This is a genomic window from Ruania alkalisoli (genome assembly GCF_014960965.1).
Lineage (GTDB): Bacteria > Actinomycetota > Actinomycetes > Actinomycetales > Beutenbergiaceae > Ruania > Ruania alkalisoli.
In genome coordinates this window covers 2,955,240-2,973,259 of record NZ_CP063169.1, presented here as the reverse complement: position 1 = coordinate 2,973,259, position 18,020 = coordinate 2,955,240, and the positions used below count along the sequence as shown (strand labels likewise).

Annotated in this window: 11 protein-coding genes; 6 read left to right on the top strand and 5 right to left on the bottom strand. The window is 68.1% G+C overall.

The genetic code is table 11. The annotated features are described in order from the left end of the window. The first annotated feature begins 14 nt into the window (after nt 1-14). Nucleotides 15-494 carry a GNAT family N-acetyltransferase gene (locus IM660_RS13245; RefSeq protein ID WP_193496143.1) on the top strand — a complete coding sequence of 160 codons (480 nt, stop codon included), beginning with the start codon at nt 15-17 and terminating at the stop codon, nt 492-494. A gap of 28 nt (nt 495-522) precedes the next feature. Here the strand turns inward: IM660_RS13245 and IM660_RS13240 are convergent, their stop codons facing one another. Further along, nucleotides 523-1,959 (bottom strand): coiled-coil domain-containing protein, encoded by a 1,437-nt coding sequence (locus tag IM660_RS13240; protein ID WP_193496141.1) that lies wholly within the window; start codon nt 1,957-1,959, stop codon nt 523-525. 172 nt (nt 1,960-2,131) lie between these two features. On the opposite strand from IM660_RS13240, the gene IM660_RS13235 reads away from it, so the two are divergent. Genes IM660_RS13235 through IM660_RS13225 form a run of 3 tightly spaced genes read left to right on the top strand, consistent with a single transcriptional unit; the run spans nt 2,132 to nt 5,605 of the window. After that, nucleotides 2,132-3,601, top strand: coding sequence for a hypothetical protein (locus tag IM660_RS13235; RefSeq protein ID WP_193496140.1), 1,470 nt, complete (start codon nt 2,132-2,134; stop codon nt 3,599-3,601). Next, nucleotides 3,598-4,638: a DUF8094 domain-containing protein gene (locus tag IM660_RS13230; RefSeq protein ID WP_193496138.1), complete on the top strand. Its 1,041-nt coding sequence runs from the start codon at nt 3,598-3,600 to the stop codon at nt 4,636-4,638. Before IM660_RS13235 ends, IM660_RS13230 begins: the two co-directional genes overlap by 4 nt. 34 nt (nt 4,639-4,672) lie before the next feature. Next, nucleotides 4,673-5,605 carry a tetratricopeptide repeat protein gene (locus IM660_RS13225; protein WP_193496136.1) on the top strand — a complete coding sequence of 311 codons (933 nt, stop codon included), beginning with the start codon at nt 4,673-4,675 and terminating at the stop codon, nt 5,603-5,605. A 27-nt stretch (nt 5,606-5,632) separates the two neighbouring features. On the opposite strand, the gene glgB is transcribed toward IM660_RS13225, so the two are convergent. From glgB to IM660_RS13210, 3 genes are read right to left on the bottom strand one after another with little or no spacing between them, the layout of a single operon-like run. Then, a complete protein-coding gene (gene glgB / locus IM660_RS13220) occupies nt 5,633-9,130 on the bottom strand; it encodes a 1,4-alpha-glucan branching protein GlgB (RefSeq protein WP_193496135.1) in 3,498 nt (1,165 codons plus the stop codon). Then, nucleotides 9,127-10,914 carry a maltose alpha-D-glucosyltransferase gene (gene treS / locus IM660_RS13215; RefSeq protein WP_193496133.1) on the bottom strand — a complete coding sequence of 596 codons (1,788 nt, stop codon included), beginning with the start codon at nt 10,912-10,914 and terminating at the stop codon, nt 9,127-9,129. Before treS ends, glgB begins: the two co-directional genes overlap by 4 nt. Beyond that, nucleotides 10,911-12,938 carry an alpha-1,4-glucan--maltose-1-phosphate maltosyltransferase gene (locus IM660_RS13210; RefSeq protein WP_246464946.1) on the bottom strand — a complete coding sequence of 676 codons (2,028 nt, stop codon included), beginning with the start codon at nt 12,936-12,938 and terminating at the stop codon, nt 10,911-10,913. The genes treS and IM660_RS13210 overlap by 4 nt, the downstream gene beginning before the upstream one ends. Before the next feature lie 141 nt (nt 12,939-13,079). Between IM660_RS13210 and glgP the strand changes: the two genes are divergently transcribed. After that, nucleotides 13,080-15,674: an alpha-glucan family phosphorylase gene (glgP, locus tag IM660_RS13205; RefSeq protein WP_193496132.1), complete on the top strand. Its 2,595-nt coding sequence runs from the start codon at nt 13,080-13,082 to the stop codon at nt 15,672-15,674. A gap of 220 nt (nt 15,675-15,894) precedes the next feature. After that, the gene (locus tag IM660_RS13200) at nt 15,895-16,854 is read left to right on the top strand and encodes a PDDEXK family nuclease (protein ID WP_193496131.1); all 960 of its coding nucleotides are present in this window, start codon (nt 15,895-15,897) and stop codon (nt 16,852-16,854) included. A 38-nt stretch (nt 16,855-16,892) separates the two neighbouring features. On the opposite strand, the gene trpS is transcribed toward IM660_RS13200, so the two are convergent. After that, nucleotides 16,893-17,984, bottom strand: coding sequence for a tryptophan--tRNA ligase (gene trpS / locus IM660_RS13195; RefSeq protein ID WP_193499406.1), 1,092 nt, complete (start codon nt 17,982-17,984; stop codon nt 16,893-16,895). Nucleotides 17,985-18,020 lie beyond the last annotated feature (36 nt).

The window sequence follows — 18,020 nt, the reverse complement described above, 5'->3', positions numbered from 1 at the left end:
CGTAGAGTGTGCTGATGACGTCCGCTCGGATCCGTGCCGCTCACGCCGGCGATGCCGCTGCCCTGCACCAGCTGCACTGTGCCACCTGGCGCGAGGTGTATGCGGATCTGGTGCCGCCGGAGGTGCTCGAGGAGCGCGAGCGAACCGGCCTGGCCCGGTGGGAGCAGGTCCTGACCGACGAGGGTGGAATGACCGTCTGGCTCGCGCACCGGGACGGCACGCCCGTGGGGTTGGCGCGTGCGGAGGCTGCGGGAGTGCAGCAGGTGCGCTCGTTGCAGCTGAGCGAGCTCTACGTTCTCGCGAGCGAGTACGGCCGAGGGACCGGTGCTCACCTGCTCGAGCTCGCCGTCGGCGATGCTCCCTGCATGCTCTGGGTGGCCCGGGATAACGCTCGTGCGGTCGCCTTCTACCGCAAGCACGGGTTCGAGGCTGACGGCGCCGAACAGCAGGTCGAACCCTGGGGTGCGCTCCCGATTATCCGGATGGTGCGCTGAGATCGCGCGACCTCTCGGGCGATCGCGCCTAGTTCCGTACGGGATCGATGACCTGCGTCTCGTCTTCGTCTTCGTCGGCGGGCTCGGGCGCACCATCGGGCTCGTCACCATCGTGCGCCGCAGGCTCGGTGGTTTCGTCCTCGGTGTCCTCGGTGTCCTCGGTGTCCTCGGTGTCCTCGGTGTCCTCAGAGCCGTCGCTTGCTGCCAGCTCCGCTGCCTGGGCGACCTGTCCTGACCCGAGGAGTGCTCGCAACTCGTCGAGATACCCAGTGATCGACTCGCGCTGGCGGTTCAGGTCATCCACGTGGCGCTGAGCATTGCGGCGCTCGCGGTCCGTCTGAGCGGTGGTATCGGCGCGCAACCGGTCCGCGTTCTCGCGCGCCCCCTGCAGGAGGCGCTCCGCGCTGGAGCGGGCGTCGTCGAGGATCTGCTCGGCCTGCGACTCGGCTCCCGAACGCAGTTCCTCGGCCTTCGCGAGTGCCTCGGCTACACGAGACTCCGCCTCCTGGGCGTGTGCCTGCGCGTCGGCAACCATGGCATCGGTGTCCGCCTTGGCCTGGGCATGCATCTGGGCGTCGGATTCCTCGGAGGCAGCGCGGCGGGCAGCGACCTCCAGTTCGGCCTCTTCGCGCATCTGGGCGACAGAGCGGCGGATCTCCTCCGCATCGGCGTTCGCCGTCCGCAAGATCTCGCCCGCCTGTTCTTCTGCTGAGGCGATCGTCGTGGACGCAGTGCGCTCGGCATCCTCGCGCAGTGCCTGCGCTTCCGCCTTGGCCTTCTCGCGCAGCTCGGTTGCCTCGGTCTCGCTCGTTGAGCGCAGCTCGCGAGCCGCCCGTTCGGAACTCACCTTCAGCTCGGCGACTTCCTGTTCGACCGTGGCGCGCAGGGTGCCCAGCTCACGTTCAAGGCTCGCCTTGCGCTCGCTCTGCTCGGTGGTTGTCACACTCGCGATGCGGGCCGCCTCACGCTCGGCGGAGCTGACGAGCTCTTCGGCGTTCCGCTGGGCGGAGAGCAGGATGCCCTCAGCCTTGGAGGTCGCACGTTCGATCGCGCTCTCGGCATCGCGCCGCGCGATGGAGAGTCGCTCAGCTGACTCGTTCTCGGCCTGCTCGGTGAGCTGATCGGCGCTGGCCTGGGCGCGCTCGAGCAGTTCCTTGGCCTGCTGGTCCGCCTGCGTGACAACATCGCTCGACTGCTCCTCGGCAGAACGCAGTAACTGCTCGATCCGGGCACCCAGGCCCGCATAGCTCGGCTTCTCCGCCTCACGCAGCTGTGCCTGAGCGTCGGCGAGCTCCCCCGAGACCTGCATCACGGAACTGTCGAGCGATTCCACCTGGGCACGTGCCTCGGTGAGCTTGCGCTCGGAATCGCTGAGCTTACGCTCCAGGGAGTGGATGTGCTGGTCGACCTGAGCGCGGTCGTACCCGCGCATCACGACGGGAAAGGACGAGGTGTCGTCTGCCACGGATACTCCTGCCAGGCTCGAGCATGGATTCCCGGCCAGCGTACTGCGTCTGCCGAGCGGCTGGTGAGAGCGGTCGAATGTGGGACCGGTCACCAGGACGTGAAATATCACAGAAGGGTCACGTACCCTGGGAGGCTGGCAGCCTTCCACCTTCAGAAGGGCGACAACGCGCGTGCTAGGACGGATCTTCGCGATCCTGCTCATTGTGCTCGGACTGGGCACGGCAGCAGCAGGGATCGCCTCGGGTACCGTGTGGCGGCCCGACGAGACGGTGACCGCCACACTTCCGCAGGAACCCGAGGCGCCGGTCGTGCTCGCCCGGACCCATGTGCTGGCCACCGTCAACCCCGACGTGACAGTCACGGTGACCGGGCCCGACGAGGACACCCCGCTGGTGCTGGTGATGGGCCGCACCGCTGAGGTCCACGCCTGGCTCGATGATGCTGATGCCGTGGAGATCACGGGGTTGACGAGCTGGGAGACGTTGCGTGTTGCCGATGCCGATGCCGATGCCGATGCCGATGGCGATGTCGCGAGCGAGGAATCGACGACGGACGAGACGACGAGCCCCTCCACCGATGATGCGGAGGATGCCGAGGAATCGGAGTCGCCCAGCCCAGAGGAGTCGGAGTCGCCCACCGAGGAAGAAGAGGAAGCGGAGGCAGCCAGCACGGTGCCCAACCCGGCTGGCTCGGATCTGTGGATCGAGGAACTCACCGGCACCGGTGAACTGACCTATGAGTGGACGCAGGTTGAGGGTGACTGGACGATGCTGGTCGCCACTGACGGTACTGAACCGGCTCCAGCCGTGTCTCTCACCTGGGACCGCGAGGTCACGACCCCGCTGATGATCCCTGGCATCGTCGTCGGCTCGGTGCTCTTCCTCATCGGTGCGGTGTGGCTGACGATCCTGCTGCTCATGGCACGCGAGGAGAAGCGAGCCCGGGAACGCGCCCAGAGCAATGACGAGGAGTCCACGTCGACGACCACGACCACACTGACGGCGGTGGACGGCACGACGCTGACGCGGCGTCAGTTGCGCGAAGCCGAGCGTGCTGAAGCCCGGCGTTCTCACGGTGGTGGAGATGCTGCTGGCGATACTGACGCGGGTGCTGAGCATGACGACGAACCCGAATCTGAGGAACCCGATCGTGCTGCCGGTGCCGATGGTGCTGGAGACCTCGACGCCTGGGTCCGTGGGGGAGGGAGCGAGCAGGCTCCGGACGATGATGTCGACCATCCTGAGGGCACCGACGACGCCTTGTCCGAGACGACCTCGGAAGAGGAGCAGACGGGTCAACTCCCGATCCGCCGTCAGTGGTGGCGCCGCCGACGCTCAGACGTGCCGGAGGTGACCGAGAACGAGAACGAGTCCGAGAACGAGAACGAGAGCGAGAACTCGCTACGCAACCTCTCGTCCTGGGGAGCGCCGACCATCGGAGCTGCTGGCACCTCGGAGCATGCGGGCTCGCAGTACCGGGTGGAACGTGCTGAGCCTGCTGGCGAGATGCACGCAGACGAAACGAATGCCCAGGCGTCCGGTGCGTCGTGGCGCCAGACCTGGGGTCTGGGGACCACCACCCCGGAACCGGCAGACGAGGCCGACGCAGACCCGGCCGACCCAGAGGAGGAGCGGTCATGAGGCGACCCAACCGCGCGCTGACCGGGGCCGCTGCCCTGCTCACCGCCGGCACCCTGCTCGGCGCCTGCGCCATCGAGGTTCCTGAACCAGCAGACCCACCTGAGCAGACCGAGACCCTTCCTGTCCTGGACGGTCCTCGATTGGAGCGTGTGCTGACCGATCTCGGTGACGTGATCGCCGCGGCGGACGAAGCCCGCGACGCCGAGTCACTCGAGCCGCGGATGGACGACCCCGCCCTGAGCGTGCGGGCCGCAGAGTACGCCCTGGCTGCTGAGACCGCGGACGCGGAGAACCCCTACACACCACAGCCGCTGACGGTCGCCTCGGACGTCGAGATCGTGGCCCTGACCGATACCTGGCCACGGACCGTCATGGTGATCACCGAGATCCCGGACGAAGCGAACGGGCCGCTGCTGCTCACGCTGCGGCAGGCGAGCCCCCGTAGTCAGTACGTCATGCACAGCTGGGTACGCCTGCTGCCGGCGGTTGAGATGCCGGCGACCGCGATCCCAGGAGAGGGCAGCGCGCCAGTTGCCGACGATGCCGAGGGCTATCTGTACTCGCCTGAGGGTGCGATGGCCGCCTATGCGGAGGTGCTGAGCAACTCCGGTGCCGACGCCGCCGAGAACTTCGCCGACGACGTCTTCCGCACACTCGTCGGCGAACGACAGGATGCAGCGACGGAGGCAGCCGAGTTCGAGGAAGCCGGCGAGTTCGAGCACTCCACCAGCGTCCCGGATCAGGAGATTTCCACGTTGGCCACGGCCGACGGTGGATACATCGTGGTGGGCGCTTTGACCACCCGCGAGTCCTACACCAAGACCGTCGAGGGCTCTGAGCTCACGGTCGGAGGCACGATCGGCATGCTCGACGCCGACGGCGGGGAGATCGCGGACGTCGGGACGTCCATCAACGCCGACTACCAGCTGATGGTCTCCCTCTACGTACCTCCGGAGGGGGAGGACGGGCAGGTACGAGTGCTGGGGGCCGAAGAGGTGCTCTCCGAGGTCACCCGGTCCGAGACCGAGGACGAGTGATCAGGCACTGCCGAGCGGAACTAGGATCGAGAGCATGAGTCAGCCAGACACCCCGGTCAATCTGCACGGAGCCGTCGACCTGTCGGCGCTCGCAGCCCCGAAGCCGCCCGCCCCCTCGGAAGACACCCCTGCCGGTGTGGTCGTGGACGTCAGTGAGGCCACGCTCAACGACGTGGTGCAGCAGTCGATGACTGTTCCCGTGGTGGTCATGCTGTGGCAGGTGGGTGAGGGCAACAGTCTCGAGCTCGGCCCGACCATGGAGTCCCTCGCCGGCGAATACCAAGGCAAGTTCCTGCTCGCCCGCGTCGACGTGGCCGCCAACCCGCGTGTGGCGCAGGTCTTCGGCGTCCAATCGATCCCATCCGTGGTGGCCATCATCAAGGGGCAGCCCCTGCCGCTGTTCCAGGGCTCCTATCCGGCGGAGCAGATCCGGGCAGTCCTCGACCAGGTACTGCAGGCCGCGGCCGAGAACGGCGTCACCGGCCGGGTCGAAGCCGCTGCTGGTGAGGACGCTGAGGCAGCGAACGGGAGCGAACCCGAGGAACCGCCGTTGCCGCCGCACATCCAGGCCGCCTATGACGCGATCGAGCGCGACGACCTGGACGGCGCGGCCGCCGCGTTTCAGGACGCCCTGAACCAGAACCCACGTGATGCCGAGGCCAGTGCCGGACTGGCTCAGGTGGAGCTGCTGCGCCGGATCACCGGACTGGACCCGCAGGCCGTGCTCGCCGCGGCCGAGCAGGCCGGCCCCGGTGACATCACGGCCCACCTGCCGGCCGCAGACATCGACGTGGCCTCGGGTCGCCTAGCCGACGGATTCGCGCGACTTCTCGGCGTGATCAGGGTGACCGCGGGCGAGGATCGGCAGACCGTTCAGAAGCGCCTCGTGGAACTGTTCCAGCTCGCCCCGGAGGACTCGCCCGAGGTGATCAAGGCCCGCCGGGACCTTGCCCGCGCCCTCTACTGAGCGGCACCGCTCTACTGAGCGCACCCGCTACTGAGCCGGGCGCAGCACCGTCACGCCCATCGGCGGCACTCGCAGCAGGACCGACTGCGCCCGGCCGTGCCACGGCACCTCCTCGGCGACGACCTGGCCGTTGACGACACCGCTGCCGCCGAAGTCGCTGTGGTCGGTGGTGAACACCTCGGTCCACTCCCCACCGCAGGGCACGGCGACCCGGTAATCCTCGTGGGTGGTCCCGGCGAAGTTCGCCACCACCAGGAGCTGCTCGCCGCGGCCCTTGCGCAGATAGGCGAGCACATTGTGATCGCCGTCGTTCGCCTCGATCCACTCGAAGCCCTCATGGGAGAAGTCCTCCGCCCACAGTGCCGGGCTCGCGGTGTACAGGTGGTTCAGGCGGCGCAGCATCTCCCGCACCCCGGCATGCGGTGCGGTGTCGCTGAGCCCCCACTCCAGCGACCGTGACTCCGCCCATTCGCAGTTCTGGGCGAACTCCCCGCCCATGAACAACAAGTTCTTACCAGGGTGGGTCCACTGGTAGGCCAGCAGCAGGCGCACGCCGGCGAGCTTGGCCCACAGGTCTCCCGGCATGCGCTCCCACAACGATCCCTTGCCGTGCACCACCTCGTCGTGGCTGAGCGGCAGGACGAACTGCTCCGAGAATGCGTACACGAGGGAGAACGTCAGTTCGCCGTGGTGGTAGCGGCGGTTGATCGGCTCCTGCGCCAGATAGCGCAGGGTGTCGTTCATCCAGCCCATGTTCCACTTCAGCCCGAAGCCGAGACCGCCGTACTCGGTCGGCGTGGTCACCCCCGGCCAGGCGGTGGACTCCTCGGCGATCATCATGATCCCCGGTGCCACTCGGTAGGCGGTGGCATTGGTCTCCTGCAGCAGTGCAATGGCTTCCAGATTCTCCCGCCCGCCGCGGGCATTGGGCCGCCACTGCCCGGCCTCGCGGGAGTAGTCGAGGTAGAGCATCGAGGCCACCGCATCCACCCGGAGGCCATCCACGTGGAACTCGGTGAGCCAGTAGAGCGCATTCGCCACCAGGAAGTTGCGCACCTCGTTGCGGCCGAAGTTGAACACATACGTGCCCCAGTCCTTCTGCTCACCGCGCAGCGGATCCGGGTCTTCATACAGGGCGGTCCCGTCGAACCGGGCCAGCGCCCAGGCGTCCTTGGGGAAGTGTGCAGGAACCCAGTCCACGATCACGCCGATCCCAGCCTGGTGGAGCGCGTCGACCAGGTACCGGAACTCGTCCGGGCTGCCGAACCGCGACGTCGGGGCGTAGTAGGACGTGACCTGATAGCCCCAGGAACCGCCGAACGGATGCTCGGCGACGGGCAGCAGCTCCACATGCGTGAATCCCATCCACTGCACGTACTCCACGAGCTGCTCGGCCAGGTCGCGGTAGCTGAGTCCCTGCCGCCAGGATCCCAGGTGCACCTCGTAGATGCTCAGTGGCCCGGTGTGGGGATCGGTCGCGGCCCGCGCGCGCATCCAGTCCCGGTCGTCCCAGCTGTAGGTCGACTCCTCCACCACCGACGCCGTCGCGGGCGGAACCTCGGTGGCTCGCGCCATCGGGTCTGCCTTCATCTCCCAGGAGCCGTCGCTGCGGCAGATCTCGAACTTGTACCGGTCCCCGGCGCCCACGCCGGGGAGGAACAGTTCCCACACGCCCGAGGATCCGAGCACCCGCATGGCCGCGCCACGCCCGTCCCAGCGGTTGAAGTCGCCCACCACCCGGACCGCCCGGGCGTTGGGGGCCCACACGGCGAAGGAGGTGCCGGCGACCTCACCCAGGGTGGAGGGGTAGCGGCGCACCCGTGCGCCGAGCACGCTCCACAGCTGCTCGTGCCGGCCCTCGGCGATCAGGTGCCGGTCCATCTCTCCCACGGTGGGCAGGAAGCGGTAGGGGTCGTCGGTGACTGCTTCTGCGTCCTCATAGCTGGTGTGGACCCGGTAGTCGGGCACCTCCTGCGCCAGCAGGGTCGCTGTCCAGATGCCTCCGTACTCGTGCACGGCCGGGTAGTCGGCGTCGGCCGTGCGGATCGTCACCGACGTAGCCAGGTGCCGTACGGTGCGGATCGTGACGACGCCGTCGGCCAGGTGCGGTCCCAGCACGTCGTGCGGGGCGTAGTGCTCTCCGGCCGCGACGGCCTGCAGCACCTGCTCCGGAACCGGTGACGGGGTGTTCTGGGTCATGGCCTGCTCCTCGATGAGTCGGCGGATGCCCTCCAGGGGGATGGGCAACCAGTCCGGACGGTTCTGCTTCTCGTACACGGCCTCGTAGAGCGCCTTGTCCAGTTCCAGCGCGCCGACGAGGCGGAGGTCGGTCTCGGGGCGTTCGGCGAGATATCCCTCCACCAGGCTGTCGCGGACCTGCGCTGTCCAGTGCGGTGGCGCCCCGCCGATCGCGGCCGCATAGTCGACCGATCGCAGCAACCCGGCCAGATCCCGGAGCGGCTGGTCCGGGGTGGAACGCTCCGCCAGGGGGCGCAGCGGCTCACCCTCGAAGTCCAGGATGAACCAGTCCTCGGCGCGACGTAGCACCTGCCCCAGGTGCAGGTCGCCGTGAATGCGCTGCGCCGGCGGCGCCGGTAGATTCCCGACGGCGTCCGTCGCCTCCTCGATGGCCTTCCGCCACGGGGTCAGTTCCTCGACCGCAGACAACGCCCACTGTGCGCGCTCACGCAGGCCCGCCGCCGCATGGGCGCCACTGGTCACGCCGAACGCCTCCGCGAGCACCGTGTGCATCTCGGCGGTCCTGCGCCCGAGGTCGAGGGCCGGCCCCCGGAAGTCGCGATCGTCGCGGGCATGGGCACAGGCCAGCTCGAAACCGTCCTCGGCGCCGGCGACGAAATCCGTCAGGACGCCCAGGTCCGTGGTCTGGTCCTCGCTGCCCGGCCAGGCGCACGTGAACCAGCCCCACGGTGCTGGTACGTGTCGCCACCCAGCGGCAGCGAGGGCGCTGGTCATGTCGATCTCCGGATTGGCGCCGGGAGCCAGCACCCGGAACACCTTCAAGATTGCCGACCGGGCGCCGTCACGGGTATCGATACGCACGGAGGTGTTCGACTGCTCGCCCGTATGCACCCGGCCTGTGGTGGGATCAAGCTCTGCCATATCGGCACTGTCGGCATGGTCGGCACTGTCAGGTTTACTGATGCCCTGCGCCGCCGCCAGCCAGGCTCGCAGGAACGCTGGATGGTGCGGGCCGTCCACCAGCAGGGAGTCGCCGCCGAGTGTGGTGATCTCACCCGGCACCGGGGCGCGCCCCGGACCGGCATCGGGTGCGGGCAACACGACGAGCGGGACCTGCAACACCGTGGTACCCGTACTACCCGTGGCACTGCTCTCCAGACCCACGAGCACCACCGTGCACGCCGCCTCCTCGAGCGGATCGGGGAGGTCGATCACCTCGAGTACTGACAGCGTCGCTGCCGGGTCGTCCTTCGCGGGGAACCAACGAGCCTCCCGCAGCCAGGGAGAGATGAGTTCGAGCAGGAGTGGTGAGTTCTGGGCGGTCACGGGTCCACCACCTGGAGCCAGAAGAAGTCCCGTGAACCGAGCGTCAGCACGACCGACCCGTCGGCTGGTTCTGGTGCACTGTCGAACGCCAGGTCAGGGACGTCGTCGGCGGATTCGATCGAACCGTGGCTCGGGACTGCCGCCGGGTGGGCGCCCACCGTGGGGAACTCCTCTCCGCCGAAGACGTCCACCAGGGCGCACCCGGCGAGTCCGGGCAGCAGGACGCGCGCCGAACGTGGGGTGGCTGCGAGGTTGGCCACGCACACGATGGTTTCGCTGTCGCCGGTGCGCAGGAAAGCCAGCACTGCGTCGTTGTCGGTCTCCAGCGGCACGTAGTCGCCCGTGCCGAAGACCGGGTGGCGGCGGCGTACCTCCAGGATCCCCCGCACCCAGTGCAGCAGCGAGGTGGGGATCGCGAGCTGGGACTCGACGTTGAGCTGGTGGTAGCTGTTGGTGAGGTTCTGCACGACCGGCAGGTACAACCGCCCGGGATCGGTGGCCGCGGAGAACCCGGCGTTGCGGTCGGGATCCCACTGCATCGGGGTGCGCACCGCATCCCGGTCGGGCAGCCAGATGTTGTCACCCATTCCGATCTCGTCGCCGTAGTACAGGCAGGGGCTTCCGGGCAGGGAGAGCAGCAGCGCGTGCGCCAGTTCGATCTCGGCGCGGGAGTTGTCCAGCAGCGGCGCCAGCCGGCGGCGGATGCCGACGTTGGCGCGCATGCGCGGCTCCGGGGCGTACCAGCCGTACATCGCGGCGCGCTCCTCGGTCGAGACCATCTCGAGGGTGAGCTCGTCGTGATTGCGCAGGAACGTGCCCCACTGTGCCCCGGCCGGGATCGCAGGGGTGTCGTCGAGGATCTGGATGATGCTGCGGGCCGACTGCTCTCGCAGTGCGTAGAAGATGCGCGGCATTACCGGGAAGTGGAAGCACATATGACACTCGGGCGCCTCAGTGGAACCGAAGTACTCCACCACGTCGTGTGGCCACTGATTGGCCTCAGCCAGCATCAGCCGGCCCGGGAACTCGGCATCGACCAGTGCGCGTACCTCGGCCAGGAACTCGTGGGTGCGGGGCAGGTTCTCGCCGTCGGTCCCGTCCTCCTCGAACAGGTACGGCACGGCATCGAGCCGGAATCCGTCCACGCCCGTTCTCAACCAGAAGCGGACGATGTCGAACATCGCCTCCCGCACCCGCGGATTCTCAAAGTTCAGATCGGGCTGGTGGGAGAAGAACCGGTGCCAGAAATACTGCCGCCGCACCGGGTCGAAGGTCCAGTTCGAGACCTCGGTGTCGACGAAGATGATGCGCGCCTCACCGTAGCGGTCCGGATCGTCGCCCCACACGTAGAAGTCGCCGTACGGCCCGGTGGGATTGGACCGGGAGGACTGGAACCATGGGTGCTGGTCGCTGGTGTGGTTCATCACCAGGTCGATGATCACGCGCATACCGCGGGCGTGCGCTGCCTCGATCAGCTCGGCGAAGTCCTCGATGGTGCCGTACTGCTCGGCCACGGCGGTGTAGTCGGAGACGTCGTAACCCCCGTCCCGCTGTGGAGAGGGGTAGAAAGGTGGCAGCCACAGGCAGTCCACGCCCAGCCATTGCAGGTAGTCGAGCCGGTCGATCAGCCCACGCAGATCACCGGTTCCAGTGCCGTCGGAGTCGGAGAAGGCCCGCAGCAGCACCTCGTAGAACACGGCCGTCCGGTACCACTGGGGGTCCTCGCTCAGACCGGGCCGGGTCTGGTCGGTCAGGGTCAGCTGACCGCGGCGATGGGCGTTCATGTGGACTTCAGGTGAAGAACGTGGGCGCACCGGCCGTAGGGATCGAGACGCACGAAGGGGGTCGCGCCCCAGGAGTAGGACTCGCCGGTGAGGTGGTCATGGACGATGAAATCGGCGTCAGCGGCCAGGCCGAGGGCAGCCATGTCCAGGTGGATCAGGGACTCGCGGGTGGTGAAGGGGTCGAGCGTCACCACCACGATGACGGTGTCCTCCTGGCCATCGGGAGCGTGCTCAGCGCGCTCGCGGCGGGAGAAGCAGAAGATCGCCTCGTCCGTGGTCGGGTGGACACTCAGATTGCGCAGGCGCTGCAGCGCGGGATGGGCCCGGCGTGTGGCATTGAGCTGGCGCAACAGGTCGGTCAACCCGAACTGGCGGGCGGCAGCGTCCCAGTCGCGTGGCTTGTACTCGTATTTCTCGTTGTCGATCTGCTCCTGTGCGCCCGGCAGGGCCACATGCTCGGCCAGCTCGTATCCGGAGTAGATACCCCAGGTCGGTGAGCCGGTCGCCGCCAGGACCGCCCGGATCGCGAACGCCGACGCCCCGCCGGTCTGCATGTACGGGGTGAGGATGTCGTGCGTCGTCGGCCAGAAGCTCGGGCGCATGACGGCCGCCGCATCCCCGCTGACCTCGGTGAAGTACTCGGTCAGCTCCTCCTTGGAGTGGCGCCAGGTGAAGTAGGTGTAGGACTGGTGGAACCCGATCGCGGCCAGGGTGCGCATCATCGCCGGGCGAGTGAAGGCCTCCGAGAGGAAGAGCACCTCGGGGTGGTCCTGGGCGACATCGGCCAGGAGCCACTGCCAGAACGGCAGCGGCTTGGTGTGCGGGTTGTCCACCCGAAAAGCTGTCACCCCGTGGTCGATCCACACCTGCACCAGCTCCCGGACGGCGGTGTAGATGCCCTCGGGGTCGTTGTCGAAGTTCAGCGGATAGATGTCCTGGTACTTCTTCGGCGGATTCTCCGCATACGCGATGGACCCGTCGGCACGAGTGGTGAACCACTCCGGGTGCTCGCGCACCCACGGGTGGTCGGGGGAGGCCTGCAACGCCAGATCCAGGGCCACCTCCATCCCCAGGTCGCGGGCCCGGGCGACGAAGGCATCGAAATCGGTGAAGTCGCCCAGATCCGGGTGGATGGCGTCATGCCCGCCGTCGGCAGCGCCGATGCCATACGGCGAGCCCGGGTCGCCCGGCTGCGTCTCGAGGGTGTTGTTTCGTCCCTTGCGGTTGGTCGTCCCGATCGGGTGGATCGGCGTCAGGTAGACCACGTCGAAGCCCATCTCGGCGATCGCGGGCAATCGCTCGGCCGCGGTGCGCAGGGTTCCCGAGACCCAGGCGCCGGTGTCCGGATCCTGATAGGCGCCCTCGGATCGGGGAAACAACTCGTACCAGGATCCGAACAGCGCCCGTTCACGGTGCACGATCAGCGGGTACGTCGCCGAGGGAGAGACGAAGTCACGCAACGGTGCGGCCGCGAGCACGGCCTGAACCTCCACCGAGGCTCCTGCGGCCAACCGTGCGTGCGCCGGGCGGCTGACGTCCCGGAGAGCGGTGACGGCGTCGCGCAGGGTGCGTGCGCCGTCGGGGGTGTGCGCCACCTCGGCGAGGGCACGTTCGAGCACGAGTGCTCCCTCGGCCAGCATCAGCTCGGTGTCCACCCCGGCATCCACCTTCACAGTGGCGTCGTGGCGCCAGGTCGCGTAAGGGTCGGACCAGCCTTCTACGCGGAACGCCCACCGCCCGGGTGCGTCGGGAATCAGGTGCGCCTCGTAGATGTCGTTCCCGGGGGAGATGTCGTGCATCGGTGCCCACGAGTGATCCCGGCCGGCCGGGTCGATGAGGACGGCGGTGGCGGCCACCGCGTCGTGACCCTCGCGGAAGACCGTGGCCCGAATCGGCACCGCTTCGCCGACGACCGCTTTGGTCGGCCAGCGACCGTTCTCCACGGTGGGACCGACCTCGATCACCGGGATCCGACCGATTGGGGACTCGGGTGTCGGCAGGGGTGCGGATGCTGGAGTGCTCACAGGTCGAACCTACCGATCTCAGCGCCCCCGCACACCCCGGAACAGCAGTCGATCGGCCGCGGATTGTGACAGTCGTGGGGCCGCCGTGCAATGTGTGCTCGACCATGCAGCATTGCGGCCCTGCTGCCTTATGCTGCCCGCGTGAGAGCGATCCGACGATTCACCGTCCGCACCGTACTCCCCGACGCACTGGCAGCTCTGGACGAGCTCGCCCTGAACCTCCGCTGGGCCTGGCACGAACCGACCCGCCACCTGTTCGCCGGCATCGATCCCGAGCGCTGGTCCGCCGTTCACGGTGATCCGGTGAAGCTGCTTGGCGGTCTCTCCCCGGAGCGTCTCGACGAGCTCACCGCGGATCCGGAGTTCGTGGCGCGGGTCGCCGAGCTCGCCGAGAGCCTGCGCCAGTACCGCCACGAGGAGCGGTGGTATCAGGTGGAGGCGCACCGTCGCGAGGAAGCCGGCGAGGCCGCCCTTCCGGCGTCCATCGCGTACTTCTCGGCAGAGTTCGGGATCACCGGAGCGCTGCCGCAGTACTCCGGCGGTCTTGGCATCCTCGCCGGTGACCACCTCAAGAGCGCCTCCGATCTGGGAGCGCCGATCGTCGGCGTGGGCCTGTTGTACGGGGCAGGTTACTTCCGGCAATCCTTGACCAGAGACGGGTGGCAGCACGAGACCTACCCCCTGCTCGACCCGGACAATCTCCCGCTCTCGCTCGTGCGCGAGGCGGACGAGACGCCGTCGAAGATCAGCCTCGGTCTCCCCGGCGGCCGCACCCTGTACGCCCAGATCTGGCGTGCCGATGTGGGCCGCGTGCCGCTGCTGCTGCTCGACTCCAACGTGCCCGAGAACGATGACCTCGCCCGGCGCGTGACCGACCGCCTGTACGGCGGCACCAGCGAGCACCGGCTGCACCAGGAGCTGCTGCTCGGCATGGGTGGCGTGAAGGCGCTGCGGGTGCACTCCCGGCTCACCGGGGCGCCGGAGCCGGAGGTCTACCACTGCAACGAGGGCCATGCCGGATTCCTCGGGATCGAACGCATCCGTGAACTCATCGCGAGCGCTGGGATGTCGTTCCCGGCTGCGGCCGAGGCGGTCCGGGCCGGCACCGTGTTCACCACGCATACACCGGTGCCGGCAGGCATCGACCGCTTCGGTGCCGACCTGATCGGCGAACACTTCGGTGGTGGGAACGAGCTGCCCGGTATCGGGGTGGAGGACGTGCTCGCCCTGGGGCGCGAGACCTACGCCGGCGGTGACCCCGGGGTGTTCAACATGGCCGTCATGGGGTTGCGGCTCGCCAAACGCGCGAATGGCGTGGCGCAGCTGCACGGGCGCGTCTCCCGGGGCATGTTCGCCTCGCTGTGGCCGGGGTTCGACGTCAGCGAGGTGCCGATCACATCGGTGACCAACGGTGTGCACGCCGACACCTGGACCGATCCTGCATTCACACAAGCACAGGCCGAGTACTTCACTGCTGACGAGCTTGCTACGGGGGAGGGCTGGTACAGGTCCGAGGGCGGCATCGACAACGCCACCCTGTGGCAGCTGCGCCGGCAGATGCGTTCGCGGCTGGTCGAGGACGCGCGCGCACGGGTGCGCAAGTCGTGGCTCAAGCGCGGTGCCTCCCCGGCCGAGCTCGGCTGGGTGGACAGCGTGCTCGACCCCGACGTGCTGACCATCGGCTTCGCGCGGCGGGTGCCGACCTACAAGCGCCTGACGTTGATGCTGCGGGACATGGATCGGTTGAAGCGGCTGCTCACCGATCCCGATCGCCCGGTGCAGATCGTCGTGGCGGGTAAGTCCCACCCGGCCGACGAGCAGGGCATCCGGTTGATCCAGAAGCTGGTGCAGTTCGCCGACGCCGAGGACGTGCGCCATCGCATCGTCTTCCTGCCCAACTACGACATCGAGATGGCGCAGACGCTGTATCCGGGTTGCGATGTCTGGCTGAACAACCCGCTGCGGCCCCTGGAGGCGTGCGGGACGTCAGGGATGAAGGCGGCCCTGAACGGTTCATTGAACCTGTCGATCCTCGACGGGTGGTGGGACGAGATGTACGACGGCGAGAACGGCTGGGCGATCCCCACCGCTGACGGGGTGGATGACCACGAGCACCGGGACGATCTGGAGGCGGCCGCCCTGTACGACCTGCTCGAGCACACCGTGGCTCCCCGGTTCTATGACCGCACCGACGGGTTGCCGGTGCACTGGCTGGAGAACGTGCGCCACACCCTGGCGACACTGGGCCCGAAGGTGCAGGCCACCCGGATGGTGCGCGAGTACATCACCGAGCTGTACACCCCCACAGCCGAGTTCTACCGGGCGCTCAACGCCGGGAACCGGGAGGCGGCCGCCGAGCTCGCCGACTGGAAGGCGCGGGTGCACGAGGCCTGGCCAGGAGTGCGGGTGGATCACGTGGAGTCCGAGGGGTTGCACGAGGCCGTCAAGGTGGGTGACCACGTCACCGTCAAGGCGTTCGTCTCACTCGGGGCCCTGCGCCCGGAGGACGTCGAGGTGCAGGTCAACTACGGCCGGGTTGGCGAGGACGACGAAATCGACGACTTCGGAACGGCTGAGTTGTCGCTGACCGACACCTACGAGGGCGGGCGGTACCAGTTCTCGCGGGTCTTCACCCTCGCTCAGGCGGGCCCGTTCGGGTACGCGGTCCGGATCGTGCCGCGGCACGAGCGGCTGGCGGGGCACACCGAGCTGGGATTGGTGACAACGGCGTCCTGAGGCAGGTGTACGTCGCCTTCCACACCCAGACGCCCACGCCCCTACCCCTTCACCGACACCTAGACCGGCGCCCCCATCACCGGGGGTGAAGGTGACGTCGATTATCGGCCCATAACCGACGTCAACTTCACCCCCGGTGGGTAGCGGGTCGGTTCTCAGTTATCCACAGGTCACCGACTGCCGGTGGCGCGGCTATCACGACCTGGCGTTGGCTCGGTCCATGAAGCGTCGAACCGTACCGCAGTCAGTTCTGGTCCTCGCGGAGCGCCAGATCGGCCTGATCACGCGCGACCAGTGCCTGGAGCGCGGGATGACCGAACGCGGCATCCGCACCGCTGTCGATCACGGGGGCTGGCGGCACGTGGTTCGAGGCGTCCTCGATACCGGACGAACTCCGCCGGGCCATCCGATGGATTTGCGGCGGCAACGGTCTGCCTGGCTCGGCGCACTCGCCATGGGGCCGGACGCCGTCATCGTGGCGTCATGCGCGGTTGCACTTCATGGAATCCATGGCTTGCCGCAGATCATTCAACCATCGGCGTGGCTGCCCTCCGGCGCGAGCCGGCCAGGTCCTCCGGGGATCACGGTGCGCCGATGGCGCGACCCGTTCCCTACCCGGAAACTCGAAGAACGGCGGATCGCGGACGTGCCGAACGCGCTCGCGCAGGCGGTGCTCGAACTGGATCGATTGCATGCCATCGCCGTGCTCGACTCGGCGATCCATCTGCGGAGGATTTCCGCACTGGGGCTTCGGCAGGTCCGTGACCTGGTGTCCGGACGACCGGGGTCGAGGCGATCACGTGACTGGTGGGGGCTCGTCGACGGCCGATCGGAGTCCCCAGTGGAGACGTGGGCCCGGTTGTCGTGCCATGACGCCGGGATCCCGCCGACAGCGCTTCAAGTGACGATCCGAAACGCCTCGGGTGAGCTGGTCGCTCGCGCGGACCTGGGCTGGAGGCTTCCCGACGGGCAATGGATCTTGGTCGAGATCGACGGCAAGGAGGCACACGACTCCCCGAAGGCCCTCTATCGCGACCGGAAGCGGCAGAACGATCTTGTCGCGGATTCGCGGATCACCGTGCTGCGCTTCACATCACGAGACGTCTCGGAGGGGCTGGTCCCGAAGGAGGTCGGCCCCCTCCTGACGGGGGTGAAGTTGACGTCGGTTATCGGCGCATAATCGACGTCAACTTCACCCCCGGTGAGGAAGGATGACGGTCAGTACACCATCTGCATCGACCGGCGCACCTCGTCGAGTGTGGCGTCTGCGATCCGATTCGCCCGCTCGTTGCCCTGGCGCAGCACCTCGTCCACGGCACTGGGGTCGGCTTCCAGCTCGCGTCGGCGCTCGCGGATCGGGCGCAGGTGCTCGTTGACCGACTCGGTGACCAACTTCTTCAGCCCGCCGCCCCCGCCGTCGCCGATCTCCCTGGCGATCTCCACGGGGTCCCTTCCGGTCATCTCCCCTGCGATCAGCAGCAGGTTCGAGACCTCCGGGCGCCCGTCCGGGTCGTAGGTGATGAACCGGTCCGAGTCGGTGACCGCGCGCTTGAGCTGCTTGGCCGTCTCGTCCTCGGTCATGGCCAGTTCAATGGTGTTGCGCCGTGACTTGGACATCTTCTGCCCGTCCACGCCGAGCACGTTCGTGGCCTGTGTCAGCAGCGCGTCGGGAGACGGGAAGATCGATTCCCCACCTGCGTAGCGCTCGTTGAAACGGCGCGCGATGACGCGGGTGAGCTCCAGGTGCGGCAGCTGGTCCTTACCCACCGGCACCAGGTTCCCCTTGCAGAACAGGATGTCGGCGGCCTGGTGCACCGGGTAGGTGAGCAGCAACCCGCTCATCGGCCGCCCGCCGCTGGCCTCGAACTCGGCCTTCACGGTTGGGTTGCGGCGCAGCTCGGAGTCCGTGACCAGTGAGAGGAACGGAAGCATCAGCTGGTTCAGGGCCGGCACTGCGGAGTGCGCGAAGATCGTCGTCCGCGCCGGGTCGATTCCGATCGCGAGGTAGTCGGTCACCAGATCCCGCACCCGCTCGGCGATCGGGCCGGCATCGTCGCGGTCGGTGATCACCTGGTAGTCGGCGACCAGCAGCATCGTCTCCACGCCGAGGTTCTGCAGCCGCACACGGTTGCGCAGCGTGCCGAGGTAGTGGCCCAGGTGGAGCCGGCCGGTGGGCCTGTCCCCGGTCAGCACCCGGAACCCGGAGGGGTCGGTGGTCAGCTGTGCTTCGATCTCGGCGCTGCGCGCCACGGCGGTGGCCAGGGACCTGTCGGCAGTCGCCTCCGTGCTCAGCTCGTCGGATTCGGTCAGCGTGTCAGGGGCGGGGGAGACGTCGGAACTCACCCG

Excerpts from the sequence above, each read along its gene's own strand:
- IM660_RS13245 (WP_193496143.1), top strand. The coding sequence starts at position 15 with ATGACGTCCGCTCGGATCCGTGCCGCTCACGCCGGCGATGCCGCTGCC.
- IM660_RS13230 (WP_193496138.1), top strand. The coding sequence starts at position 3,598 with ATGAGGCGACCCAACCGCGCGCTGACCGGGGCCGCTGCCCTGCTCACC.
- IM660_RS13225 (WP_193496136.1), top strand. The coding sequence starts at position 4,673 with ATGAGTCAGCCAGACACCCCGGTCAATCTGCACGGAGCCGTCGACCTG.
- treS (WP_193496133.1), bottom strand. The coding sequence starts at position 10,914 with ATGAACGCCCATCGCCGCGGTCAGCTGACCCTGACCGACCAGACCCGG.
- IM660_RS13200 (WP_193496131.1), top strand. The coding sequence starts at position 15,895 with ATGAAGCGTCGAACCGTACCGCAGTCAGTTCTGGTCCTCGCGGAGCGC.